The following is a 23,613-nucleotide window of genomic DNA, read 5'->3' on the forward strand; positions in this document are numbered from 1 at the left end:
TCAGATCGCCACGCGGACGGGGATGGCCCCCTGGTCCGCCAGCGGGATGGACCCGAACCAGATTTCCTTGCGCAGCTCGAAGCGCGACTGGTAGCCGGCGTTGCCGAAAGCATGCTGCACGGAGGTCACGCGGTAGAGCCCGCCGAATTGCTCCCCTACGCCCTCGACGCGGATGACGCCGCCCGGCTTGATGCGCGGGTTGCCGACGGCCGTGCCGCTCGCCGTCAGGCGGCGGTTGAGCTTGGGGATGATCTCGCTGATCAGCCGTCGCGCCGCCGAAGCCGGAGTCAGTGGGTCCTTGATGAAGTTCTCGCCGGCCGATTTGCCGAGCGGCACCACGCCCGGATAGACCAGCAGCGTCAGCGCCATCCGGTCCCAGTCGAAGCCGACGGTGATGTTGAACACGGTGCGGATCTGCGGCACCCAGACATAGCCCGTCACCGAGACGATCTGGCCGACCGAGGTGATGCGGGGCGCGAAATCGACGAGGTCGCGCCCGTATTTCAGCGTCACATCCGGCTCGAGATGGTCGAGCGAAGACTGGAAGCGCAGCATGTGGCCGCCGAGGGAACCGGAATGCTCGACATACATGTCCCAGCCATTCTCGCGCGCGATCTTGGCGAGGAAATCGTAGTCGCTCTCGTTGGCTTCCTTGCGGATGAACTTCTGCGCGCTGCCCGGATCGGCGATCGAGGAGACCATCTCAATGCCGCCGATCAGCACCGCGATCGCCGCCCCGACGGGATCGATGATGGGCAGCATCAGATTCTCGAGCGTCACGAGGCTGGCGGTCGCGAGGTCGGGCAGGGGGAAGTTGCCGACGCTGGGGACGGGGATGGCGAACCATCGCACTTTCTTGCCGGCCTTGAGCTTCTGGCGCCGATCCTGCGCGGTTACCGTCATCGCCGGCCCGCCGCTTTGCGGGAAGGTCGCCGACACCGCCACGATATTGCCCACGAACATCTGCGTCAGCGGCTGCGGCGAGTAGCCGAGCGACAGCACGAAGTCCTTGTCCATGCGGAGCATCGGGTTGTCGAGCCAGCGCAGGTTCGAGTTGGCGATGCTCATCTCGACCCGGTCGGCCCCATCAAAACCCTGGTCGAGCGTCACTGCCGACATCGAGGCGCGCAGCGCGGCCGGGATGCGCTCGCCGTCGATCTCGATCCTGCATTCAGGGGCAAAGACCGGTCCGTTCATCAGGAATAGACCTCCCCGGTATCCGGATCGCGATAGGGCAGGTGCGGCAGCACGAGCTCGGTGCCGGGGGTCAGCCGGCGTGGATTGTCGATGCGGTTCTTGAGCGCCACGACGCGCCACAGGCGCGGATCGCCATACTCCTCGGCCGTGATGCCGGCGAGCGTATCGCCCTGATGCACCAGCCGGCGCTTAGTGAAGTCCGACGTCTCGCGCTTGACCTCCTTGGCCTCGAGATCGAGGTCGGAGAACTCGCTGAACACCACCGACAGCAGCGCCCGCACGGGAGTGCCATCATCGAGGAACATCACGAAGCGCTGGTGGACGCGCGACAGTACGCAGCGGAAGGCGAGCGACGCCCAGGTGAAGATCAGCACCGGCGGGGCGTGCGTCGATGGCTCGATATTCATCAGGTTGGTGACCTGGTTGGTCAGCCGCCGCACATCCTCCTGCGCCCGCGTCAGGATGCGGGAGCCCGAGCTGTGTGCCTCGTAGCTGTCGAGGAAGAGCTCCATCTCCAGCGTCTGCAGGCTCCCCGCCACGAACTGCAGCAGCGGGCTCGACAGCCCGGGGATCGTCACCTGCGCGTAGTTGATCTCGCGGTTGAGTTCGTAGTCCGCCGGGTTGAACAGCACCTGCACGGCTTCGCGGGTGACGGTGTTGGTGATTGTCGCTTTCTCGAGTGCCATCAGCCCCTCCCGAACCGCTCACGCCACGCAACCGACTGGCGGTTGAGGACGGCGATCACCTCGTCGGCGACCCGGCTCACCTCGCGCGGCGAGATCGCCTTGTCGGCGGGCCGCGCCTCGAACCGGGGCAGATCGCGCCGGATCTCCACCGGTTGCACCGGGGCTGGCGCTGGCGGCGGAGGGCGGTGATACACCATCGGCTCGGTCGCCGGCCGCGGCATCGCTTCGGTCGCGCGTGATGGTGCCTCGACGGACGGTCGTGCGGACTGGTCGAGCGCCGGCATCATGCGCACGTCGCGCTCGACCCGCTCGAAACGCTGCACCAGCCGCTCATGCATGGCGAGCGGGGTCTCGACCACGCGGGTCGTCTCGGTGTGTCGCTCGACCGAACGCACGGTCTCGCGCCGACCAGCCTCGCGATGCACTTCCATGCGCGCCGGCGAAACGGGCGCGGGCCGCGAGGCATCGACCTCGACGCTGAGGTTCACCTGCGGCGTGACCGAGACCACCGATCCATCCGCTGCGAGCGTCTGCTCGACCGGTCGCACCCGCGCATTGGCCGACATGAACCGACCGCCGACCGCCGCCGCGAAAGCGGCAGGGCCTCCGAACCCGCTATCGATCGGGGACAGGAGCGGGCCGGCGCTGAACGGCGCCATGAAGCCCTTTCCTATCGGCGAGTCGGTCATCCGCTTACTCCTCGTTGCGCCGCCGGTTGATCGACGAAATCTCGTCGACCCAGGCCCGGCGATCGACATGTTCCATTTCCATGATGTCCCCGTGCGGCCAGTGGAAATGGTAGGCAATGAAGGCTACCTCCTCCTTCAGGCGAGGGAGGGGGTAGCCCTCGATCCCCCCGATGGGGGAGGTCCCTCCATGACCTCGAACTGGTGCTGGCAATGCGGGCACTCGGCGGCGATGCTGCGCCGCCCGCCGCGATGGTTGAGGTCGTTGTAGAGACCCTGCAGGAACAGCAGGTCCTCCATGAACATCGACTCGATGACCTTGGGGGTGACGTCGTCGCTGGTGAGCGAACCCAGTTGCGTCACCACGCGCGAGAGCACGACGCAGACGAGGTAGGACGAGTTGCTGACGACCCGCGGGTCGCGGATCGGATGGATTTCGTCGGCGCCGGTGGCGAGCCGGATCACGCCGTCGCGATGGACGACGCCATCGTTGTCGACGAAACCGACGGGCAGGGTGAAATCGAACTCGGTGCGGAACATGGTCATGCCCGCTTCAGGCCTTCGTGGACGAACTCCACGGACTCGATGGCGATGTCTGAGGCCTCGGCGCTCAGCGACGGGCCGCTCCATTTGGTCGGCCAGGCCTCCTTGAAGTTCCAGCGCAGCTTCTCCTCACCGCGCCGATCCAGCAGCAGGATCGAGCCGGAGCGACGGGTCGCGGCGGGATCGCCCTCCAGCCACTGCATGTGCCAGTCATAGAGGTCGCGGTCCGACGCCATGCCCCAGCGCAGCACGATGTTGGCGAATTTAGCCTGGCCCGGATACTTGTGCGGCGTGGTGTTCCAGCCGCCCTCGCGGTGCTCGACGACGTCGATGCTGGACTCGAGGCCGGACACTTCGTGAAAGGCGGCGCGGATGATGCCGTCGATCTCGACGAGGAAGTTGAAATTGACAAAGGGGTCGATGCGTTCGGCGGTTGCCATGCCGGATCTCCTCAGCTTTCCGAGACGTCCGAGCCGCCCGACCAGATGCCGATGCGGACGATGATGAATTCGGTCGCATAGACCGGCCAGACGCCGATCTCGATGTTGAGCCGGCCCAGCTGCTGCTCCGAGAAGGGGTTCAGCACCTCGTCGATGCGAACGTAGTAGGCGTCCTCGGCCTTGGCTCCGAACAGCGCGCCGTCGCGCCAGGCCCGGTTGAGGAAATCGCCGATCGAGCGCCGGAGCTTTTGCCACAGCTGCAGGTTGTTGGGCTCGAACACCGCCCAGCGGATGCCTTCCTGGATCGACTCCTCGAGGAACATGAAGAGCCGCCGGATATTGACCTGCTGCCAGTTCTTGTCGGTGGCGGTAGTGCGCGCTCCATAGAGCATGGGCCGCCCGCCATCCTTGAAGACGCGGATGACGTTGATGCCCTGCAGGTTGAGTTCGCCGTGCTCGACTTCGCTGATCGGCATGGCGACGCCGAAGGCGCCGCTCACCGCCTCGTTGGCTGGCGCCTTGTGCACGCCGCGCTGCTGGTCGCTGCGCGAGATGATGCCGCAGATATGGCCTGACGGCGGGACCTCGAGCGGATCGCCGCGGAAGGCCGGCGCCACGCGCAGCCATGGGTAGTACAGCCCGGCATAGCCGCGCGCCGAGTCGACCTGCCTGCGGTGCTGCTCGATGCTGTTGCCCGTGCCGAACAGCTCGGCGCCGGCTGGCCCGTCGAGCACGGCGAAGCGGTCCATCAACTGGGTGCATTGGTCGATCATCGCCCCCTGCACCGTCGCCGAGCTGTTGTCGGGGATCGCGATCAGGTTGACGTCATCGACACTGCGTAGCGTATCGAGGGCGCGGACATAGTCCCCGTCGTTGAGGGTTGAGAGATTCTCGGCATTGCCGGCCGTGAGGGCTGTCTCGGCCAATGCCTGCGGCAGGTTGAGCGGAGGCGCGACCGCCGGCGGCGGATTGGCAGGAATGACCGTGATGATCGCACTGGGATCGTCATTGATTTTGCGCAGCACGTAATTGGGGTGCGACGGAACCATGCTGAGCCATTGCAGGGGAGGATTGCCGGTAGGCTCGGTGATGGAGAGACTGAATTCCTCCGATTGCACGGCTACATCGGCAGTCATGTCGAAGCCGCGCCGCAGCGGGCTGCGGAAAGTGACACGATAGGTGATGGTCGGCGGCTCCTGCTCCTCGCCTTCCGCGGCGAGTGCAGCCGGGATGAATTCGGTCTGCACGCTGTCGACGATCTGGGTGTCGGTGACGTCTCCCTGGGTCAGGGTCAGCATCGTGCCTTCCACCAGCGCGCCTTCCGGCAACGCACCTGTCAGCACCAGCCGAACCGTCCGCATGCCGGGCGTGATGTCGGCGAGACGCACATCAGCATCGTCTGAGGCGGTCACTCGCGCTGCGACGGTCAGCGTGTCGCCGCTCACGCGCGTGACCAGCACCGGGCTACCGCCATCTCCAACGATGATCGTGTCGCCCGGCCTGAATGTCTTCGCCGCTCCGTTCTTGAGCTTGATGGTCCGGTCGGTTGCGGCGCCGTCGAGATTGCCGGTGGACCGGTAAAGCTTGGTCGCGTCCCCGGCAAGTCGGTGTTGGTCGTCGACCTTCAACTTGATCGCGACATCGCCGGGCTGGCGCGCCCGCACGGTCAGCAGCGGCAAGCCCTCGCCACCCTCCTCACGCGGCCGGCTGTTCAGCACGATATGAGAGTAGGTGCCGTTGGAGACACGGACGATGTACGCCACGGTGCCGCCATTCTCGAAGAAGCCGCGCGCCGCGTACCAGAGGTGGAAGCCGGGCACCGGCTCAGCCCCGAATTCGGCCCGGAAGCGGTCCCAGCTGGTGATCTTGGTCGGCAGCTCGATATCGCCGCGCTCGGTCGGGCCGATCAGCGCCGCGGTACTCGTCCCCACGCCCTCGATCGGCGCACCGGGCGCGAATTCCTCGATGTAGACGCCGGGATAGGACACTTGCACGGCCATAGGTCTGCCTCCTGTCAGGCGAAGGTGAGCGTGTATTCGCCGCTCGGCGAGGGCACGCTCACGTCGCGGGTGAGAACGTCGAGTCCGAGTGCGGCGGCGCGCAGCTGGTAGGCGCCGCCCCTGATGTTGGAGAAGGTGAAGCGCCCGGCCGTATCGCTCTGGGTGAGTTGCAGCCGCACGTCGTTGTCGTCGAGCAATTCGACCCACACGTCGGCGACGAGCGGCAGGGTGCCGTCGGGAAGCGGAGTGGTGCTGTCGAAGACGAAGCCGCCGATCTCGAACAGCGGCTCGCCCGGCGACGGCTCGCCGACAAAGCGGAAGGTCAGCGACCGGGTGGTCACGATCGGCCCCGAACGATAGGCGTCGAGCTCGAGCGGCAAGGTCACGACGACGTGCAGCACAGGCTTCAGCGCCTGCTTCTCGCCCATTGTGCCCCAGAACTCGGGCAGCTTGGCATAGCCCTCGGGCGCCATCAGGCTGACCGGCAGCGGCAGGTCGACGAGCGAGGGCGGAAAGAGCGGCGGCAAAGGGGTCGTCGCGAAAATCTCGTGCGCTACCAGCGGCTCGCGGTTGGCGAATACGCTCGCCACCCGGTGCAGCAGCGCGTGCTCGTCGAGCGTCGGCTCGATCGTCTGGCTGACCCGCGCCGGGCTCCAGGCGCTGATGAGATAATGGCAATCCACCCGCCTCGGCGCCGGCTGCTCGATGACGTCGCCCTCGAACAGGCTCTGCGACCGGTCGTTGCGGCGCAGCCGCCGGTTCTCGACGAGTTGCACGAGGTAGATGTTGAGCGCGTTGCGATCCGGCTGCATCGCCTGTGTGCGCCACGTCTCGTCGGGCGGCTGGAACCCGATCGTCAGCGAGGCATCGACATTGTCGAGCAGCAGTTGGCGCAGCATGCGGTCGAGGTGGTCGATCATGGTCGCCACCTGCGCCAGCTGAATGCGCGATTGATGCTGGTCTTGGCGTTCTCGTAGCTCTGCGTCGCCTCCGCCTTGATCTCGGAGGCCTTGTTCTCGATGGCAGCCTTGGCGTCCTGAGCCACCTCGATCGTGGCCAGCACGCCGGCGGCAGGGCCGCCGAAATTGTTGGACTCGGGAAGGACAGCGTTGTTGAGCGCCTGCTTCACGTCCTTGCCCAGGATCAGGTCCGTGCCGACGGATGAGACCTGAGCCCAGCCTTGCGCCATGAAGCCATACTTGCCGGACTTTGCTTCGTTGGACTGGCCGAGTTTGTAGAACGCGTCGCCGCCGGCCGAGCCGATCTTCTCGGTCGTCGAGCCCTTGCCCTTCTCGAGGGTCTTGTCGAGGGCACGACCGGCGCCCTCGCCGCTCCCGAGATTACCGACGAAATCTGCGGCCATGCCCAAAGGTTGGAGCACCATGCCGAGCTTGCCGCGCACGGCGTCGTCGCCGAACTTGTCGACGCCTGAGGTGTCGCCGCCGATGAACTTGCCGATATCGTAGTAGGAGCGCGCACCGGCGCCGATCGTCTGCGAGAACATCTTGGACGGCGTCATGCCGGCCACGAAATCGGTCACCGTCTTGGCGGAAGCTTTTCTGGATTTCTCGTGCCTTTCCGGATCGTCCCGGAGCGCATGATCCTCGGCAGCACCGACGAGGTTGTCGATGCCATTGATGGCCTGGTCGACGCCGCCGCCGGGAACGACGAATCCCGCCCCGGTCTCGCCGATCGTCGAGATCCAGGCCTCGACGGGATCCTGCCCGTCCTCCCGCTTGGCGCGCGCGTTGGCGATCGCGCCCCCGACGATGTTGCTGTTCTCGAAATAGGCGACGGCGCCAGCAAGCGCGGCTGCAGCCGGTCCGTCCTTCCGGTGTTCGTCGTAGGCGTCGTGGGCGCGGATCAGCGCCGCCGCCTGGTTAGCGGCGTGTGCCACCTTGCCCCCGGCTGCGTCGGCTTTCTCGCCTGGCGTCGGCTTCCTGGGGCTTGGCTTCTTGCCACCCCCTTCGTTGTCGCCCGGTGCCGGCCGCTTGCCCTCGCCCGGTGCTTCGCCATCGGCGGGTGCCGGTGCCTTTGGGGCGGTCTCAACTGCCGGTGTGTCGCCGGTGGGAGTCTTGGCAGGCTCTGTCTGCGTCGGCGTCGGGCCGTCTCCTGCGCCGCCATCGGCCAGCTTCTTCGGCCGGGGCTTCGCCTTAGCTGCTTTTTTTGCCGTAGGTTGCGATTTCGCGGCTGGAGTCTTTGCTGCCTTTTCCGGCGCAGGAGACTCGGGCGCGGGCTTCGGTGCCACTTCTGCGGGGGGCGTGGCCTCTACGGGTGGTGATGTCCCTGCCGCGGTTGCGGGAGCCCTTGCAGGTGCCTTCTTGCCCCGGGGAACGGGTTTGCTCTTCGCATCGCCTTCGGGTGCCTTCGCCGGAGTGCGCTTACCCGCCTTGGCCTTATTCTGCTTCTTTTCGGCCGCCGCCTGCCTTCTCCGCTCCTCGGAAGCGAGCTTCCTCTGACGTTTCCGTTCCTCCGATTCCTGCTTTCTGACCCGCTTCTTCTCTTCGTTCCGTGCCTTGGTGGCAGCCTTCTTTTCCTCCTTGATGCGAAGCTTCTCGGCCTTCTCCGCGGCCAGTTTTTCGGCCTTCTGGACCTTCTTTTCGTTCTTCCACTGCTTCTCCGTCTTGCCTTGGCGGATGCGTTCCAGTGTGTCCTGGGCATCGGGGGTGAGGATGTCGGTAGCAGGTATGATGTCCGGGTCGGCGTCGGTGCCTTTCTTGCCGGCTGGATCCCGTCCGCTCTTTTTTGCGAGATCAGGGTCGCGAACGAACGTACGCGACAGTAGGTGTTCCAGGAACGCCGGGTTCTTCTCGTATCTCCTGGCCAGATTATCGATGTGGTTCTTTCCGATCTTCTCGCCTTTGCCGCTGAGATTGGTGAGCTCGAAGACGACGCCCTCGGGCAGGTCGGTCTGGTTCTTCACCGCCTGTTGCGTGGCCTTCAGCCGGGCAATGGTGCCCTCGAGGCTCTTGACGCCCTCGGGGTGGGTCACGTCGCCGGAGGCAAGTTTTTTCTCGAGAGTGCCGATCGCATGTTCGAGATTGGTCTCGAGATTGACCGTCGTGGCCGTCGCGTTATCGAATGTGGCCTTCGCGACGGCCTTCTGCTCGCCAATGACCAGGCGGCCGGTTTCGACGTTCTCGACGATGAAGTCGATGCCTGCCGAGGGGTCCTTCGAATAAGGCGTCTGCCGTGCCAGGCTTGTCCGCGACGAGCCCGTCTCGAAACCGCCACCGACATGGTTCCAGTCCCACCCGGAATAGAGCGCATGGGGTACGGTGACTTCCGCCAGCGTGCCCTTGCCTTTGCTCTCCCAGTTGTCGATGTAGTGGGTGTCGTCCGCTTGGCTTGGCGGGACGCCGGCCGCCTTTCGCTGCTTGTGCAACTGCACGAGCGTGTTCATGTCGGCGACGTCTTTTTCCTTCTCGTCGTCGTCCTCCTCGCGGGCGACGCCGACGCCCGAGGCGCCTGCTACGGCCACGGGCTCGCTGCCGCTCACCGCGGCATCGGCTGCCGACCGCGCCGAAATTTCCAGCGAACTTCCAGGGTCGAGCGTCGGCGCTGCTCCGCCTCGCCCCTGTTGCACCACATGGGCCAACTCGTGCGCCAGCAGCCTCTTTCCGGTTGGTGTGTCCGGGGCATGCCTGCCCTGGGCGAAATAGATGTCCTTGCCAACCGTGAAGGCCTTTGCCGCCAACGCCTTCGCCGAAGCGGCGGCATCAGGATCGTCGTGCACGCGGACGCCCGAGAAATCGTGCCGGAAGCTCCGCTCCATGTCGCGGCGGAGCAGCGGATCGAGCGGTCGGCCGCCACCGGCAGGAGTCCAGCTGCGCGCCTCGGTCCGGCCGCGCTCGTGGTCGTCGGCGTGGCTTCCGTCGCGCTTGCGGCCTTGTTGCAGCCGGGCGATCCGAGTGTGGGTCGAGCCGGTCATGACGCGGCCCTCCAGCCCTCGGCGAACGAGACGATCTCGCTCTTCTGCAAGGGCCGGCCCAGCTTCTGGAATTCGCGTTCGATGCCACGCATGACGTGCGCATGCGACACCGCTGTGCCCTCGGAAGCAGCATAGAAAGCCGCGCTCAGCGCCGCCTGCTTGATGTTGCCGCCGCTCAGCTTGAACGCCGCGGCGAGGGGAGCGAAGTCGATCGGCGCGATTGGCAGGCCAGCCGGCCACACCACGCGCCACAGCCGCTCCCGCTCCGCCATTTCGGGGAACGGGAAGTAGGTGATGAACGACAGCCGGCGCATGAAGGCGTCGTCGAGATTGCTGTGCAGGTTCGTGGTGAGGATGGCGATGCCGTCGAACTCCTCCATCTTCTGCAGCAGGTAGGAGATTTCGAGATTGGCATAGCGGTCGCGCGCGTCGCGAACCTCCGAGCGCTTGCCGAACAGCGCATCGGCCTCATCGAACTGCAGGATGCCGTTGACCCGCACCGCCGCGCGGAAGATGCGGTCGAGGTTCTGCTCGGTCTCGCCGATATATTTGCTGACCACGGTGGCAAGGTTGACCCTGAACAGGTCCAGCCCCAGCGCGTTGGCGACGACTTCTGCCGCCATGGTCTTGCCGGTGCCGGATGGGCCGGCGAACAGCGCCGTGATGCCTCGCCCGAGCGCAAGCTTGCCGGCAAAGCCCCACTCCTCGAGCACCGTGGGAGCGTGAACGGCGCGGTCACACAATTCGCGCAGCTGGGCCTCTACCGGTTCGGTGAGCACGATATCGGCCCAGCCAAAGCGCGGGGCGATGCGCGTTGCGAGCTCGGCAAGCTCATGTCCCGTCTGCTCGCGAGCGGCGGCCGACAGGGTGGAGAGCGCGGTCAGCCCTGCATCGGCCCGGAGCTCTGCAGCACCTTGGGTCACCGCTCGCGCGATTTCGGCAGGCAGCAGGCGGTAGCGCGTTGCCAGCAGCGCAACGGCGTCCGCATCAAGGGAGATTTTCTCCGCGGCGAGCGCACGTGTCCACAATACCCCGCGCTCGTCGGCATCGGGTGCTTCGACCGTGATGACGGTATAACCACAGCCTGCGGCAACGCGTGAAGCGCCGCCATGAGCGCCGGTGGCGATCACCAGTGGTCCGAATTGGGCAAGCAATGCGCCGACGGCTCCGGCTCCGGCAGTCATCGCCGCATCAACACGTTCGAGCTCTACGACCGCGCCGAGCAGCACGCACTCGCGCAGCAGCAGGCCACCAAGCTCGTCCGCATTGCTGCTGCCGAGGAGGCTCGAGAGGTCGACACGCAGCAGCGGCCGCTTCAACAGTGTCGCCAGTGCTTCCGCCGTCATTTCGGCACCGCTGCCGGCTTCACCGACAAGGAACAGGCGAAGCTGCGCCACACCGTCCTCGACATACTGCCCCACCGCGCGCATCAGCGCGGCGAGCGCCGCCTCCGGCAATGGCAGCCTGTCTGGTGTGAGCGTTGGCGTGATGAGCGTGCAACAACTCTGCAGCCGTGGATCTATGCCCGGCTCCCCCAGCAGCAGCTGCCTGATCTGGCCGTCCGCAGCGATGCCACGATACGCTTCGTGCACGCTCTCCCCGGTGACGTGCAGGATACGCTCCTGCAGCAGCTGGCCGCCGGGCGAAAGCAGTCGCCCCGCGACCGCACGCTCGTCCGTCGTCCGACAGCACAGGTCGAGCAACAGGCCGCGCGTCGGTACGCAACCGTCCAGACGGCCGTTCAGGCTGGCGAACAGTTCGCCATAGCGGCGGTCCACGTCAGGCGCGAGCGCGAGCGCAACGATGACCAGGGCGAGGTCGGTGAGGTCATAGAGAGCAGCGAGGCCGATGAACGGTCCACTCTGCAGGGCTGCTGCAGCCAGCTTGCCGACGTCCAGCGCAGTGGGCTGTGTGCCATCAGTAGCGCCGGTCAGCCCGGCGCGGGCTATCTCGTCGTCCAGCGTTGCATAGAACAAGTGCAGGTCGGACGAGACCGCAGGCATGTGCTCGCTTGCATCAGACGCATAGCTGATAGAATACAAGGCCGCATTCTCCGAAACGATAAGTTTCCGAGCCAACAGTTCATCTTGCAGGTAAGTCATATGGATGCGGGGAGAGTGGCATTCCTCGCATTCATCGCGCAAAGTGACGCTACTACAGGAAAAATATGCCGACAATCGGCGTTGTCGTTGTGTGGAAATCTGCCAGTTGCAATGCAATCAAGGAGTTATGTTTTCGCTGAACTTCAGGTGCTTGCGATGCGTCAAATCAATTTTGATGAAGAAATGCCGACAGTGGAAAAGCCGGAGAGCAGCTGCTGATTGGCCGGGCAACCGCTACAGTGATGAACCAGACGAACGGGGCCGGAATTTGCCCTCGCGATGAACGGCGCCAGATAATCTGGCCGCGCCGGTCTTTCGTGAACGGCTTCAAAGGCGCCAGTCGACAAACTGTATTTGTGGAAGCTATAGGTGCGCTTTGCTGACCGAGCGTCTCGTTGCCTGCATCAGGCATGGCGCCGCAAGGCTGGGTAGCAAATAATGGGGGAGCCCGCGTGGCCAGAAAGCAGGGTGTGGAAGGGGACGGGCCGACGTCCGGGCCGCGCCGACGCGGCAACGGCGTGCAGAAGGTCTACGACAAGCTGCGCCAGTCCATCCTCGAACTCAGCCTGCCGCCCGGCAGCCCGCTCGACGAGATGAAGCTGTCCGAGGAGTTCAACCTCTCGCGCACCCCCATTCGCGAGGCCATGGTGCGGCTGGCGGCCGAGGGGCTGCTGACCACGCTGCCCAACCGCAACACCATCGTCGCGCCGATCGATTTCATCAACCTGCCGGTCTATTTCGAGGCGCTGACGCTGATGTACCGGGTGACCACTCGCTCGGCGGCGGTCCATCGGCGCCCCGAACATCTGGTGCGTATCCATACTCTGGAAGCGGCCTATGCCGATGCGGTCGAGCGCAAGGACGCGCTTGCGATGATCGCCACCAACCGTGATTTCCACGTCGCGGTCGCCGAGGCTGGCGGCAATATCTATTTCACCCAGCTGTTCTCGCGGCTGCTCGATGAGGGGCGACGCGTGCTGCGGCTCTACTACCACTCGTTCGACGACGTGCTGCCGCGCCAGTATGTCGATGAGCACGGCGACATGGTCGCGGCCGTCGAAGCCGGCGATGCGGACGAGGCCGATCGCCTGGCGACGGCCCATGCGGGTCAGATCGTGCGGCAGATCCAGGCCTATATGGCGCGGGATACGGCGAGCGGCATCGATCTCACCGGAAAGGGCAAGTAGAGCGAGTGCCTTTTTCCCGATCAGGCGGCGGCCTGCCAGCTCGAGTACCAGCTGCGGAAGCGTCGAAGCGCCTGCTCGGCGAAGGCCTGCTGCGACGGGCTGAGCGCATCGGTCTCGTTGAAGTGCAGCTCGTACTCTTTCTCGCCATTGAGGACGAGCAGGTACTTGAAGAACAGCACCAGGTCCGGCCCGGCATCCCAGGTCGAGAGCGTGATCAGCGCTTCCTCGAGCTCTTTGGCGCGGCGGCGGGCGACGGCATCGCCGGCCTGCGCCTTGGTGCAGAGGTCGACCAGTTGCAGCACTTCGCGCGGCAGGCAGTTGCCGATGCCAGTGATGGCGCCGGCAGCGCCGCACTGCACGAAACCGTGGTAGACGGCGGTATCGACGCCGACCATCAGCGTCAGGTCAGGATCGGCCGAAGTTATGTGCTCGGCGGCATAGGAGAGATCGGCCTCGCCGCCGAATTCCTTGAAGCCGACGAGATTCGGATGGTCGGCGCGTAGCGCGAAGAACAGGTCGGCGCGCGTTGCAAAGCCGTAATAGGGGCTGTTGTAGATCACTGCCGGCAGCTCGGGGGCGGCCGCCAGCAACGCCTTGAAATGGGCTTTCTGCGCCACTGCCGACGAGCCGCGCGAGAGGACGCGCGGAATCAGCATCAGGCCGGCCGCACCGACCTTCTGGGCGTGCGCGGCATGCGTCGCAGCGGTCTGCGTATTCACCGCGCCTGTGCCCACGATCACCGGAATGCCGGCCGCGATGAGGCGCTCGACGCCTTCCATGCGCTGCGCGTCGGTCAGCAGCGGCCAGTCGCCCATCGAGCCGCAATAGACCACGCCAGACATCCCCAGCGCGATCAGTTCCTTGCCCTTGCGCACCAGCGCATCGAAATCCGGCGTCCGGTCGGGACGGCACGGTGTCATGAGCGCCGGAATGCACCCGGTGAATGGGCTCTTTTTCATGCAATAGGTCCAGATAGCCAGAGACGGTTGAGGTGACCCAAAAGCCGAGGGCGCTTGGGTTTCGATCTTCCTACAGCTCTAGCGTACAATTTGTCGACAAGATTTCGTTGCCGAGGTCTTCCAAACCTTCGCCAGTGGCGCCCACCCGACGTGCACATCGGTCTCGCGCCGGTCCTATTCGGCGACGGTGTGGCCGACCCGACAGGCGACGCCCGGGACTTTGGGCAGTCCGGCGACGCCCTGAGCACTGCCCGTCTGGACATCGCCCGTAAGGAGGAATTCGGTCGGCGGCAAAACGTGTTATGACGCTTCGGAGTTGGAAGGCAGGGCCTGGGGAGGATCCGATGTCTGATACCGAAGGTCCGTTTGCCTCGCGCCACTGGGTCACCAGCCGGCACAATTTCGACCCGGCCATCGCGGTGGCGCCGCGGCCGGTCGAGATCCACGACCTGACGCTGCGCGACGGCGAGGAAGCGGCCGACCTCGCCTTCACCACCGCCGACAAGCTGCGGCTGGCCGAGGGCCTGGCGCGGCTCGGCATCAAGCGCACTGAAGTCTTTCTCACCGTGCCCGGCTGGCCCGAGGTGATCCGTGGCATCCTCGAGCGTCAGCTCGGGATGGACCTGTGGGTCACCTGGCAGCCCGGCCGGGTCGAGCGCGCCCTCGATCTGGGGGTCAGGCACGTCATGGTCTGGTATCGCATCGGCGGTGCCTATCAGGACCACGTGCTCGGCAAGCCGCGGGCGCAGCTCTTTGACGAGATGCTGTCGCAGGTGCGGGCCGCCAAGGCCGCCGGCGCGACGATCAACCTGTTCATGCCCGAAGCCACCCGGGCCGATCTCGAGCATGTCACCGAGGCGGCGAAGGCGGCGGAGGCCGAGGGCGCCACCTACGCCACCGTCGTCGACAGCATGGGCGTGATCCGCCCGGCCGCGATGACCCATCTGGTGCGGCATCTGAAGACCCACACGGGCCTCAAGATCGAGGTGCACTGCCACAACGATTTCGGTCTCGCCGTCGCCAATGTGCTCGGCGGCTACGAGGGCGGCGCCGACGTGCTGCAGGTCTCGCTCAACGGCATCGGCTATCGCGCCGGCAATGCCGCCATGGAGGCGGTGGTGATGGCGCTCGAAGCCATCTATGGGGTGCGCACCGGGCTGCGCCTCGATCTGTTCGACGAGCTCTGCCGCACGGTCGAACAGATGACCGGCCTCTCCAACGGCTACTTCAAGCCGATCGTGGGAGAGGGCGCGCACCGCTATGAGCAATGGGGCCCGATCGGCGCCTTCACCAAGGCCGGCGAGCGACGCCATGCCTTTGCCTATGCCCCCGAACTGGTCGGCCGGAAGCCCGAGCTGGTCATCGGCAAGTGGAGCGACAGGGCAGCGGTGGTCCAGAAACTCATCGAGTACGGGCTGAAGACGAGCCCGGACAAGGCTGAACGCATCCTCATCCGCTCGCAGCGCATGGGCGCCGCCAAGGGGCGACCGCTGCATGACGACGAGTTCCTGGCCATCGCGGAGAGCGAAGGCGTCGAGGACGTTTAGGCCGTCGTCGCGACCCGGTATGGCGCCAGCGCGATTTCGATAGCCGCAAGGCAGAGCTCGCGCGGCGCTGCCTTCAGCGCGCCCGTGACCACGGCGGGATAGCTCCGCGTCAGGTACTGGCTCACCAGCGTCTCGGGGATCGTCACCTCGCGCAGCCTTAGCAGCAGCCGGTCGACGGCAGTCACTGCTTCCGGATGGGTCCAGTAGTAGCGGATGCGGTCGGAATAGCTGAAATGCCGCTGCAGGTATTGCTGCTCGGCCGTGCCGGGATAGTGCGACTGCCAGTTCTTGCGATCGAGCAGCATCAGCCGCTCCATCGTCGCCTGCACGGAGTCCTCATTGGGCCCAAGCAGTTCCTCGGCAATCGCATCGAGACCGTAGAGTGCTTCGCGCAGCGCGAAGGTGAGGCCGGGGCCAACCTTGAGAATGGCAAAGCCATCGTCGACCAGTGCACTCAGCGCCTCGGTCGGCTGATAGTCGGTCGAATGTGCTTCGAACACGAGGCCGGGAAGATCGTCGAGCGCGCCGATAAGGGCGCGGGCCGGAGCCGGATCGTAGATCACCACATTGGCGTTGCCGAACTCGACGCCCGGCTGCACCACGAGCGCGATGACGCGCGTGAGTGATGCTTCTACGCCGGCCTCGGCGAACGCAGCACGGTGCACTTCCCATGTCTGCTTCACCGCAGCGGGAGAGGTCGGTTCGATGGTTGAAATCTCATGCGTCGCGCCACCCGGTGGTGGCACTTCGGTGCCGATCACGTAGATCGGCAGCGGCAGGCCGGCGGCCCTGGCGGATGCCTCCGCGACCCGCGCCAGGCGCGCCGCGCGCTCGGCGACGATCGCGTCGGCGAGCGCTTCGGGCTCGCCCTTGCAACCCATCGAGCAATCGAGGTGGATCTTGCGGAAGCCGGCTCCGACATAGGCCGCGACCATGGCCTCGGCCTTGGCCATCGCTTCCTCGGCCGGGAGCGACTTCCACGGGTTGGGCCCGAGATGGTCGCCGCCAAGCACCAGCTGCGCCGGCTTCAGCCCGGCCGCCGCGGCGATGCGCGCGGCGAAATCGCGGAAATCGGCCGGCGTCATGCCGGTATAGCCACCGTCCTGGTTCACCTGGTTGCAGGTGGCCTCGATCAGCACCGCCGTGCCGGCGCGCCTGGCCTCGCGACAGGCTGCTTCCAGCACCAGCGAATGGGCCGAGCAGACCGAGGTGATCCCGGTCTGCGCGGCGTCGCGGGTATCTCCGAGCAGCAGCGAAAGGACGCGATCGCGCGCCGCGGCGGCACCACTCATGTGAGGGTCACCACCTTGGTCAGGTGCCGCGGCGCGGCAGTATCGAGCTTGCGCGACTGGGCGACGCGCTCGCCGAGCAGCTGCAGCGCCGGCAGGTAGACGAGACCGGCCAGCGCCGGTTCGGCCGGCACGGCAAAGCTGATATTGCCCTCGCCGCCGATACCGACGACGAGCGCGCCCTTGTCGATCAATTCGCCCGCGAGCTTCGCTTCAGCGGCGCGCTGGTCGGCGCTGTAGAGCAGCACTGCGACCGTGCGCTCGTCGACGAGGCTGATCGGGCCGTGGCGATATTCGAGCGGATGGAAGGACTGGGTGAACACCTGGCTCATTTCCATGAGCTTCAGCGCGCCCTCGACCGCGACGCCATACTGCGCGCCACCACCGAGATAGACGAAGTGCGAGCGGTTGCCGAGCCGGCTCGGCACCTTGGCATCGACATCGTGCAGCAACGCATCGGCGAGCGCGATGGTCTCGGCCGAAATGTGGTGGCCGAGCAGGCGCGCGCCGAGCAACAGCATCAGGCTGGCCGAGGTGGTCATCACGATGCCTTCGCGCGGATCGGTCTCGGCCGTCACCAGCCGGTCGCTATTGGCCGCGAGCGAGCTCTGCGGCTCGACCGTGATGCCGGTGACGAACATGCCTGCCGCCCGGCTGGCATTGGCCGCCGCCACCGTTTCGGTGGTCTCGCCGCTACGCGACAGGGCGACGACATGCGCCTTGCCCGGGTTGGCGAGGTAGTGCTGCGGGCGGGCCGCCCACTCGCCGCCCGGCACGGCGATCGACCGGCGCCCGGAGGCGTTGCCGAGCGCGGCGAGCGACATGGCGAGGTTGTAGGATGTGCCGCAGCCGACAAACACCAGCACTTCCGCCTCTCCCAGCGGAGCCAGCGGCCCGGAGGCCTTCTGCCAGTACGGGAACTGCTCGAAAATGGTCTGCTCTGTAGGGCCCATGGGCTTTCCCTTCTTGCGGGTAATTGCTGGGCCGAGCCTGCAAGCAGGCCGGCGACGGCGTTAGTGGGTGCGAACGATCACGGCGAAGGCCGCCCGGTCGTTTGCGATGAAATAGCTTCGTTGGTGCGGGTCGGCACGGAACTGAGCGAGGCGGCAAGCCGCGCGACCCAGGCTTCGTCCGTCTGCCAGCCCAGATGCTGTGCGGCGGCCAGCAGCGCGCCGCCGACCGGTGGCAGGCGCGGCGCCTGCGGATCGCGGCCGATGCGTCGCGTCAGCGCCGATAGCAGCGCCGGGCTCGAGAACATGCCGCCAGCATAGCTCCAGGCGAGGTCGGGCGCGCTCAGCTGCCGCTCGAGCGTGTGGATATGGAGCGCCAGCTCGTCGGCCGCCGCCTCGATGATCTCGACCGCCGCTGCATCGCCGGCTTCCGCGAGCCGGGTGGCGAGTGGCGCGAGCGAGGCGATGCCGGAGCGCTGGTTGTCGAGGCTGGAAGCCCAACTCTCGAGCTCGCTTACCGCCTGCGTGGCGTCGAGCTTGAGGAAACCGAACACCGCCTCGACGAGGCCGGTCTCGCCGGCCCGCCCATCAAGGCTATGGCTCACCGCGCGCAGCACGCGCCGGCCGATCCAGTAGCCGCTGCCTTCGTCGCCGATGACTTCGCCCCAGCCGCCGGTGCGGTGCGACGTGCCCGCGGCATCGCGGGCCCAGGCCATGGAACCGGTTCCAGCCAGAATAAGAATGCCGGCCCCGCCGGCAAAGGCGCCGAGGTGGGCCGCATCGACATCGTTGAGCACGCGCTGCGGCACGCGGCCGAACAGCCTGGCAATCACTTCGCGCTGCTCGGCCGAGACATGCTCGACCTCGCCATACGCCGGCAATGCCGCAGCCACCGCGCTCAGCGCCGGATCGCGGGCCACACCCTCGACCTGCGCCGCGAGCGCCGTGGCCCAGCCGGCCGCCTCGAGCGGGCTTGTCGCCATGCCGCGCGCCAGGGCCTGCACCATGCCGCTGCGATCGGCCGTGGCCACCAGCGTCTTGCTGCCGCCGCCATCAATGCCGACGATCACTCCGTCATTCATCGGCGGGCTCGTCTTCCGCGATCGTGGCATCGACGCCCATATCGGCGAGCCGGGCGCGCCAGTCCGAGCTCAGCCGCCAGTCGGTGATGACGCGCGAGGCGGCGAGCGGGGCGACGCGATAGGTCGCCGTAGTGCCGAACTTGCTGGAATCGGTGAGCAGGTACGCCACCGCCGAGCGCGCCAGCATGCGGCGGTTGAGGCTCGCCTCGGCGCTGTCGACGCTATAGAGCGCGCCATCTTCGGAAACGGCGCTCATGCCGAGGAACAGCTGATCAAACCACAGTGTATCGAGCATCTGCTCGGCCTCGGGGCCGACCAGCGAGACGTTCTCGCTGCGCAACTGGCCGCCGATCACCGAGACGCTCAGATGCGGCACGTTGAGGAATTCCTGCGCCACCGTCAGCCCGTTGGTGAAGATGCGCAGCGGCAGTGGATTGAGCCGGATGAGGCGGGCGAGCTGCAGCACGGTGGTGCCGGCATCGAGAAAGATCGTCGCGTGCGGCACCAGCACCTGGTAGGCCGCCCGCGCGATGGCGCGCTTGGCGACGAGGTTGCGCTTGGCCCGCTCCTGGAAGGCGACTTCGACGGACGAGCCTTCGGCGATGCGCGCGCCGCCATGCACGCGGTCGATCGCGCCCTCGCGCTCGAGGATCTGCAGATCGCGCCGGATGGTTGCGAGCGATGCACCCACCGCATCGGCCAGCGCCTGAACGGTGGTATAACCGTGGGCATAGAGATAGCCACGGATGGCGTCGAGCCGCTCCACCTTTACCCCTTCGCCTTGCGACATGGCCTCCCCACTAACGCAAAACGCGCCCTTGCGCGCAGATTTCTACCGTGAACGATCAAAAGTCAATCATGATGGTGATTGATTGTGACGTGAATGCCGAAAAACACGCCATATAACAGCGCACGAATCTCGCGGCAGCATGCGCCGCTGAACGCAATCGGAGGAGAGAGCTCGGTGCAGTCGGTTGTGACCGTCGGCGAGATACTTGTGGAGATCATGGCCGTGCGGCCCGGCGAGGGCTTTCGCGAGCCGATCGAGCTCGTCGGTCCGTTCCCGTCCGGGGCTCCGGCAATCTTCATCGATCAGGTGGCGCGCCAGGGCGTGCCCTGCGCCATGGTCGGCGCGGTGGGCGACGATGATTTCGGCTGGCTCAATATCGAGCGTCTGCGCCGGGACGGTGTCGACGTCAGCGCTATCGCCGTGCATCCTGGCGCGGCTACGGGGAGCGCCTTCGTACGCTATCGGCAGAGCGGCGCGCGCGACTTCGTCTTCAACCTGCGCGACAGCGCCAATCGCCATATCCGCATCGATGCGGCCGCGACTGGGGTGCTGGCCAAGGCCGGGCACCTCCACGTCGTCGGCTCGTCGCTCGGCGCCGAGCCGGTAGCTGCGGCCGCGCTCGGGGCGATAGAAGTGATCAAGCGGCAGGGCGGCACGGTCTCGTTCGATCCCAATATCCGCAAGGAGATGCTGGCCGCGCCGGGATTTCGCGATGCGATGCAGCGCATCATTGCCGCCACCGACCTGTTCCTGCCCAGCGGCGACGAGTTGCAGCTGTTCTCCGACCAGCCCGACCCGATCCGCGACCTGCTCGACCGCGGTATCCGCGCGGTGGTGCTCAAGCACGGGGCCGAGGGCGCCCGCTATGTCGATCGCGACACCGACATCACTCAGCCCGCCTTCGCGGTGGAAGAGCTCGACCCCACCGGCGCCGGCGACATCTTCGGCGGCACCTTCGTGGCGGGATGGCTGCGTGGTCTCGCACCGGCGGAGAACCTGCGCCTCGCCTGTGCCGCCGGCGCGCTTGCGGTGACCCGCAAGGGGCCGATGGAGGGCGTGTCGTCTCATGCCGAGCTTGTTCATTTCCTTGGGCGTTCGGCGGGCCGCTGAGGGCCCGCCACGCCTTCAGCCCTTGCTGCCCGTGGTGGCGATGCCCTGGATCAGCTGCTTCTGGAAGATGATGAAGCCGATGATCAGCGGCAGGCTGGCCATCAGCGAGCCGGCCATCAGGATGGGATAGTTGGTCAGGTGCTCGCCACGCAGGTTCGCAAGGCCGGCCGAGAGCGGCATCTTCTCGGGATCGGTATTGACCACCAGCGGCCACAGCAGGTCGTTCCACGACCAGATGGCGACGAGCAGGCCCAGCGCCAGCATGCCGGGCGCCGCCAGCGGCAGCATGATCTTCCAGTAGATCTGCCACGTGTTGGCGCCGTCGAGCCGTGCCGCTTCCTCGATCTCCATCGGCAGTTGCATGAAGAATTGCCGCATCAGGAACGTGCCGAAGGCGCTGAACATGCCCGGCAGGAACAGCGCCGGTATGGTGTTGAGCAGCCCCCAGCTCTGCATCAGCTGATACTGCGGGATGAGGAACATCTGCCCCGGCACCATCATCACGGCGAGGAACAGCATGAAGATGTAGTTCCGGCCCGGAAAGTTCAGCCGCGCGAAGGCATAGCCGGCGAGCGAACAGAAGATCACCTGGCCTGCCGTCCGCGCCGCCGTCATCAGCACCGTGTTGAGAAACAGGATGTCGAACGGCAGCGATTTGAACACCGCGGCGAAGTTATCGAAGTTGAACTGCGCCGGAATGAACACCGGCGGCACCTGGATGGATTCGGCGAAGGTCTTGAACGCCGTCAGCACTTCCCACACGAACGGGCCGACCATGATGAAGGCGCCGATCGACAGCCAGATGTGGGGCAGGACGTTGCTGTGACCCTTGAGTTTCTTAGCCATAGTGCACCCAGCGCTTCTGCAGACGGAACTGGATGGCCGTGAGCACCAGGATCACGATCATCAGGAGGAAGGCGATGGCCGCGGCATAGCCGCCATTGTGCTCGATGAAGCCCTTCTCGAAGAACAGGTAAACGACGGTCTGCGTTCTCGGCAGCGCCGGGTTCTCTGCGGCAATCATCAGGAACACGAGATCGAAGGCCTGTAGTGCGTTGATCACTGTGATCACGCACACAAAGAAGATCGAGGGGGTGAGCAGCGGGATGGTGATCGAAAAGAACTGGCGGATGCCGCCGGCGCCATCGATCTCGGCCGCTTCGTAGTACTCGCGCGGAATGGTCTGCATGCCGGCGAGCAGGATCACCATGTTGTAGCCGACCGAGCTCCAGATCGAGACGAGCCCGATGGCGTAGATCGCAGTGTTGGGATCGGACAGCCAGTACGGCCCGTCAATGCCGACAAAGCTGAGCAGCCAGTTCACGATGCCGTAGTCGCCTGAATAAAGCAGCTTCCACATCAGCGCGACGGCGGAAGGCAGCGTCACCACCGGCAGGAAGTAGAGCGTGCGGTAAAAGCCGAGCGCCTTCATGCCCGGCCTGTTCAAGAGCGCCGCGATGATCACCGCCAGCGGCACGCTGAGCAGCGACATGGCGGTGAACACCAGCGTGTTGATCGAGGACTGGAACAGCTCGGCGTCCTTGAGGACGTTCTGGTAGTTCTTCAGCCCGCTCCATTTGTGGCCGCCAAACGCGCCCCAGGTGGTGAACGAGTAGTAGAAGGTCTCGAAGATCGGCCAGAGCGAGAACACGCCCAGGCCGATCGTGGTGGGCAATATGAAGATGATGGCCCAGGCCCACTCGGCCCGCTGCGCCCGGCTCAAGCGAGCGCGGCGGGCCTTGTTTGCGGCGACCGGTCTCGCCGACGAGTTGAAGGTTTCAGGTCGGGAGACGTAGGTCATTGGCGGCTTACTCGGCAGCCAGAGCTTCGTTCATCTGCGCGGCGACACGCGCAGCGACGGCTTCCACCGTTTCCTCGCCGGTCCAGGCCTTGGCGAACTCGGCAGTGGCGTTGCGGCGCCACACCGGGGTGTTCTCCGAAACCGGGAAGGGCTTGGCGTTGGGAAGCTGGTCGATCAGCGCCTGCGCGTTCATCCACGACAGCGCCTCGACATAACCGCCGGCCTGGCCGTTGAAGGCCGGGATCACGGTGCCGGTGGTCGACTGGATCTCGTTGGCGCGCTTGGAGCCGAGGAACTTGACGAACTCCCAGGCTTCTTCCGGGTGCGGCGTGTTGGCGAAGATCGAGTAGGCGAGGCCGTTGCTGTAATAGGTGCCGGTGCCATCCGGACCCTTGGGCAGCGGAGCAACGTCGGTGAACGCCTTGGCCGCCGGCACGCCGGCGATCGCCACCGGGTCCCAGGAGCCGCCGTAATACATGGCGATCTTGCCCGAGGTGTAGAGCGACAGCGCCTCGGTATCGGTGAGCTGCTGCAGGGTCGGCGAGACCTTGTATTTGTTGACGAGGTCGACCCAGAACTGGATGCCGGCAATAGTCTCGGGCTTGTCGTAGCCCGACGTCTTGCCGTCCTCGCTGATCACATAGCCGCCGCCGGTCTGCGGCACGGTAAGGTACCAGGCGAGTTCGTCGCCTTCCTGCGCCGCAACGCCGTAAACGCCAGTAGCCGGGTCGGTGAGCTTCTGCGCGGCGTCGATGACGCTCTGCCAGGTCCAGGTCGCATCGGGGAACGGCACGCCGGCGGCGGTGAACAGGTCCTTATTGTAGAACAGGCCGAACGCGTTCACGTCCTTGGGGATGCCATACTGCACGCCGTCATATTTGTAGGCTTCGGCGATGGCCGGCACGTAGTCGGACATGTTGACGCCATCGGCGCCGATCTTTTCGTCGAGCGGCAGCAGGATGCCGTTGCTGGCATAGAGCTTGAAGTAGGCCAGCGTCATCCACATCACGTCGGCCGCGCTGCCGCCGGTCGCGGCGGTCTGGAGCTTGGTCCAGTAGTCGCTCCACGGCGTCACCTGGATCTTGACGTCGATATTCGGATGCTCCTGCTTGAACTCGGCGATGATCTGCTCCATCGCCGGCACCTGTGCGGCGTCCCAGAGCGCGTAGGACAGCGTTACCGTCTCCTGCGCCATCGCGGCGCCGCCCAGTGCGGTGCTGGCCAGCGCGGCGAGGCCGAGCTGCCGGATCACGCTGCGGCGCGTGAACTTCATGTGCATGTTAGTCCCTCTCCTGTTGGTCGTCGGCATAGTC

Annotated in this window: 22 protein-coding genes; 4 read left to right on the forward strand and 18 right to left on the reverse strand. The window is 65.9% G+C overall.

Annotation, left to right across the window (positions count from 1 at the left end; genetic code table 11):
* Genes AC3A6I_RS01405 through AC3A6I_RS01450 form a run of 10 tightly spaced genes read right to left on the reverse strand, consistent with a single transcriptional unit; the run spans window position 1 to window position 11,585 of the window.
* Window positions 1-1,197 carry a phage late control D family protein gene (locus AC3A6I_RS01405; protein WP_487541230.1) on the reverse strand — a complete coding sequence of 399 codons (1,197 nt, stop codon included), beginning with the start codon at window positions 1,195-1,197 and terminating at the stop codon, window positions 1-3.
* The gene (locus AC3A6I_RS01410) at window positions 1,197-1,883 is read right to left on the reverse strand and encodes a CIS tube protein (protein WP_487541232.1); all 687 of its coding nucleotides are present in this window, start codon (window positions 1,881-1,883) and stop codon (window positions 1,197-1,199) included. Before AC3A6I_RS01410 ends, AC3A6I_RS01405 begins: the two co-directional genes overlap by 1 nt.
* Window positions 1,883-2,572, reverse strand: coding sequence for a hypothetical protein (locus AC3A6I_RS01415; protein ID WP_487541234.1), 690 nt, complete (start codon window positions 2,570-2,572; stop codon window positions 1,883-1,885). The genes AC3A6I_RS01410 and AC3A6I_RS01415 overlap by 1 nt, the downstream gene beginning before the upstream one ends.
* 4 nt (window positions 2,573-2,576) lie before the next feature.
* Window positions 2,577-2,654 carry a hypothetical protein gene (locus AC3A6I_RS01420; RefSeq protein ID WP_487544964.1) on the reverse strand — a complete coding sequence of 26 codons (78 nt, stop codon included), beginning with the start codon at window positions 2,652-2,654 and terminating at the stop codon, window positions 2,577-2,579.
* A 53-nt stretch (window positions 2,655-2,707) separates the two neighbouring features.
* Complete coding sequence (locus AC3A6I_RS01425) at window positions 2,708-3,115, reverse strand: hypothetical protein (protein WP_487541236.1); 408 nt, start codon at window positions 3,113-3,115, stop codon at window positions 2,708-2,710.
* Entirely contained in the window at window positions 3,112-3,552 is a 441-nt protein-coding gene (locus AC3A6I_RS01430; protein ID WP_487541238.1) for a phage tail protein, read from the reverse strand. Before AC3A6I_RS01430 ends, AC3A6I_RS01425 begins: the two co-directional genes overlap by 4 nt.
* Window positions 3,553-3,563: 11 nt before the next feature.
* Complete coding sequence (locus AC3A6I_RS01435; protein ID WP_487541240.1) at window positions 3,564-5,552, reverse strand: phage tail sheath subtilisin-like domain-containing protein; 1,989 nt, start codon at window positions 5,550-5,552, stop codon at window positions 3,564-3,566.
* 14 nt (window positions 5,553-5,566) lie between these two features.
* Window positions 5,567-6,472 (reverse strand): Pvc16 family protein, encoded by a 906-nt coding sequence (locus AC3A6I_RS01440; protein WP_487541242.1) that lies wholly within the window; start codon window positions 6,470-6,472, stop codon window positions 5,567-5,569.
* The gene (locus AC3A6I_RS01445; RefSeq protein ID WP_487541244.1) at window positions 6,469-9,483 is read right to left on the reverse strand and encodes an eCIS core domain-containing protein; all 3,015 of its coding nucleotides are present in this window, start codon (window positions 9,481-9,483) and stop codon (window positions 6,469-6,471) included. Before AC3A6I_RS01445 ends, AC3A6I_RS01440 begins: the two co-directional genes overlap by 4 nt.
* Window positions 9,480-11,585 (reverse strand): AAA family ATPase, encoded by a 2,106-nt coding sequence (locus tag AC3A6I_RS01450; RefSeq protein ID WP_487541246.1) that lies wholly within the window; start codon window positions 11,583-11,585, stop codon window positions 9,480-9,482. Before AC3A6I_RS01450 ends, AC3A6I_RS01445 begins: the two co-directional genes overlap by 4 nt.
* Before the next feature lie 15 nt (window positions 11,586-11,600).
* Between AC3A6I_RS01450 and AC3A6I_RS01455 the strand changes: the two genes are divergently transcribed.
* A complete protein-coding gene (locus AC3A6I_RS01455) occupies window positions 11,601-11,804 on the forward strand; it encodes a hypothetical protein (RefSeq protein WP_487541247.1) in 204 nt (67 codons plus the stop codon).
* Window positions 11,805-12,037: 233 nt separating this feature from the next.
* Entirely contained in the window at window positions 12,038-12,772 is a 735-nt protein-coding gene (locus tag AC3A6I_RS01460) for a GntR family transcriptional regulator (protein ID WP_487541249.1), read from the forward strand.
* 20 nt (window positions 12,773-12,792) lie between these two features.
* Here AC3A6I_RS01460 and AC3A6I_RS01465 read toward each other — a convergent pair whose 3' ends face one another.
* Complete coding sequence (locus tag AC3A6I_RS01465) at window positions 12,793-13,731, reverse strand: dihydrodipicolinate synthase family protein (RefSeq protein ID WP_487541250.1); 939 nt, start codon at window positions 13,729-13,731, stop codon at window positions 12,793-12,795.
* A 344-nt stretch (window positions 13,732-14,075) separates the two neighbouring features.
* Between AC3A6I_RS01465 and AC3A6I_RS01470 the strand changes: the two genes are divergently transcribed.
* Window positions 14,076-15,278 carry a LeuA family protein gene (locus AC3A6I_RS01470; RefSeq protein ID WP_487541252.1) on the forward strand — a complete coding sequence of 401 codons (1,203 nt, stop codon included), beginning with the start codon at window positions 14,076-14,078 and terminating at the stop codon, window positions 15,276-15,278.
* On the opposite strand, the gene AC3A6I_RS01475 is transcribed toward AC3A6I_RS01470, so the two are convergent.
* The 4 genes from AC3A6I_RS01475 to AC3A6I_RS01490 all read right to left on the reverse strand — a co-directional run bounded on the left by AC3A6I_RS01475 (window position 15,275) and on the right by AC3A6I_RS01490 (window position 19,389).
* Window positions 15,275-16,570 carry a D-tagatose-bisphosphate aldolase, class II, non-catalytic subunit gene (locus tag AC3A6I_RS01475; RefSeq protein ID WP_487541254.1) on the reverse strand — a complete coding sequence of 432 codons (1,296 nt, stop codon included), beginning with the start codon at window positions 16,568-16,570 and terminating at the stop codon, window positions 15,275-15,277. The two genes, AC3A6I_RS01470 and AC3A6I_RS01475, sit on opposite strands and share 4 nt — an antisense overlap.
* On the reverse strand, window positions 16,567-17,520 hold the full coding sequence (locus AC3A6I_RS01480; protein ID WP_487541255.1) for an SIS domain-containing protein: 954 nt from the start codon (window positions 17,518-17,520) through the stop codon (window positions 16,567-16,569). Before AC3A6I_RS01480 ends, AC3A6I_RS01475 begins: the two co-directional genes overlap by 4 nt.
* Before the next feature lie 77 nt (window positions 17,521-17,597).
* Window positions 17,598-18,599 carry an N-acetylglucosamine kinase gene (locus AC3A6I_RS01485; RefSeq protein ID WP_487541256.1) on the reverse strand — a complete coding sequence of 334 codons (1,002 nt, stop codon included), beginning with the start codon at window positions 18,597-18,599 and terminating at the stop codon, window positions 17,598-17,600.
* Window positions 18,592-19,389 carry a DeoR/GlpR family DNA-binding transcription regulator gene (locus AC3A6I_RS01490; protein WP_487541257.1) on the reverse strand — a complete coding sequence of 266 codons (798 nt, stop codon included), beginning with the start codon at window positions 19,387-19,389 and terminating at the stop codon, window positions 18,592-18,594. Before AC3A6I_RS01490 ends, AC3A6I_RS01485 begins: the two co-directional genes overlap by 8 nt.
* Before the next feature lie 174 nt (window positions 19,390-19,563).
* Between AC3A6I_RS01490 and AC3A6I_RS01495 the strand changes: the two genes are divergently transcribed.
* The gene (locus AC3A6I_RS01495) at window positions 19,564-20,499 is read left to right on the forward strand and encodes a sugar kinase (RefSeq protein ID WP_487541258.1); all 936 of its coding nucleotides are present in this window, start codon (window positions 19,564-19,566) and stop codon (window positions 20,497-20,499) included.
* Between the two features lie 15 nt (window positions 20,500-20,514).
* Here AC3A6I_RS01495 and AC3A6I_RS01500 read toward each other — a convergent pair whose 3' ends face one another.
* From AC3A6I_RS01500 to AC3A6I_RS01510, 3 genes are read right to left on the reverse strand one after another with little or no spacing between them, the layout of a single operon-like run.
* Window positions 20,515-21,345 carry a carbohydrate ABC transporter permease gene (locus AC3A6I_RS01500; RefSeq protein ID WP_487541259.1) on the reverse strand — a complete coding sequence of 277 codons (831 nt, stop codon included), beginning with the start codon at window positions 21,343-21,345 and terminating at the stop codon, window positions 20,515-20,517.
* Window positions 21,338-22,300, reverse strand: a complete 963-nt coding sequence (locus AC3A6I_RS01505) for a carbohydrate ABC transporter permease (protein ID WP_487541260.1) — start codon at window positions 22,298-22,300, stop codon at window positions 21,338-21,340. The genes AC3A6I_RS01500 and AC3A6I_RS01505 overlap by 8 nt, the downstream gene beginning before the upstream one ends.
* Before the next feature lie 7 nt (window positions 22,301-22,307).
* On the reverse strand, window positions 22,308-23,579 hold the full coding sequence (locus AC3A6I_RS01510) for an ABC transporter substrate-binding protein (RefSeq protein WP_487541262.1): 1,272 nt from the start codon (window positions 23,577-23,579) through the stop codon (window positions 22,308-22,310).
* Between the last annotated feature and the right edge of the window lie 34 nt (window positions 23,580-23,613).

The organism is Devosia sp. Soil_C_22, assembly GCF_057657195.1.

Coding starts and splice junctions, on each gene's coding strand:
- AC3A6I_RS01405 (WP_487541230.1), bottom strand. CDS start 1,197: ATGAACGGACCGGTCTTTGCCCCTGAATGCAGGATCGAGATCGACGGC.
- AC3A6I_RS01410 (WP_487541232.1), bottom strand. CDS start 1,883: ATGGCACTCGAGAAAGCGACAATCACCAACACCGTCACCCGCGAAGCC.
- AC3A6I_RS01415 (WP_487541234.1), bottom strand. CDS start 2,572: ATGACCGACTCGCCGATAGGAAAGGGCTTCATGGCGCCGTTCAGCGCC.
- AC3A6I_RS01420 (WP_487544964.1), bottom strand. CDS start 2,654: ATGGAAATGGAACATGTCGATCGCCGGGCCTGGGTCGACGAGATTTCG.
- AC3A6I_RS01425 (WP_487541236.1), bottom strand. CDS start 3,115: ATGACCATGTTCCGCACCGAGTTCGATTTCACCCTGCCCGTCGGTTTC.
- AC3A6I_RS01430 (WP_487541238.1), bottom strand. CDS start 3,552: ATGGCAACCGCCGAACGCATCGACCCCTTTGTCAATTTCAACTTCCTC.
- AC3A6I_RS01435 (WP_487541240.1), bottom strand. CDS start 5,552: ATGGCCGTGCAAGTGTCCTATCCCGGCGTCTACATCGAGGAATTCGCG.
- AC3A6I_RS01440 (WP_487541242.1), bottom strand. CDS start 6,472: ATGATCGACCACCTCGACCGCATGCTGCGCCAACTGCTGCTCGACAAT.
- AC3A6I_RS01445 (WP_487541244.1), bottom strand. CDS start 9,483: ATGACCGGCTCGACCCACACTCGGATCGCCCGGCTGCAACAAGGCCGC.
- AC3A6I_RS01450 (WP_487541246.1), bottom strand. CDS start 11,585: ATGACTTACCTGCAAGATGAACTGTTGGCTCGGAAACTTATCGTTTCG.
- AC3A6I_RS01465 (WP_487541250.1), bottom strand. CDS start 13,731: ATGAAAAAGAGCCCATTCACCGGGTGCATTCCGGCGCTCATGACACCG.
- AC3A6I_RS01470 (WP_487541252.1), top strand. CDS start 14,076: ATGTCTGATACCGAAGGTCCGTTTGCCTCGCGCCACTGGGTCACCAGC.
- AC3A6I_RS01475 (WP_487541254.1), bottom strand. CDS start 16,570: ATGAGTGGTGCCGCCGCGGCGCGCGATCGCGTCCTTTCGCTGCTGCTC.
- AC3A6I_RS01480 (WP_487541255.1), bottom strand. CDS start 17,520: ATGGGCCCTACAGAGCAGACCATTTTCGAGCAGTTCCCGTACTGGCAG.
- AC3A6I_RS01485 (WP_487541256.1), bottom strand. CDS start 18,599: ATGAATGACGGAGTGATCGTCGGCATTGATGGCGGCGGCAGCAAGACG.
- AC3A6I_RS01490 (WP_487541257.1), bottom strand. CDS start 19,389: ATGTCGCAAGGCGAAGGGGTAAAGGTGGAGCGGCTCGACGCCATCCGT.
- AC3A6I_RS01500 (WP_487541259.1), bottom strand. CDS start 21,345: ATGGCTAAGAAACTCAAGGGTCACAGCAACGTCCTGCCCCACATCTGG.
- AC3A6I_RS01505 (WP_487541260.1), bottom strand. CDS start 22,300: ATGACCTACGTCTCCCGACCTGAAACCTTCAACTCGTCGGCGAGACCG.
- AC3A6I_RS01510 (WP_487541262.1), bottom strand. CDS start 23,579: ATGCACATGAAGTTCACGCGCCGCAGCGTGATCCGGCAGCTCGGCCTC.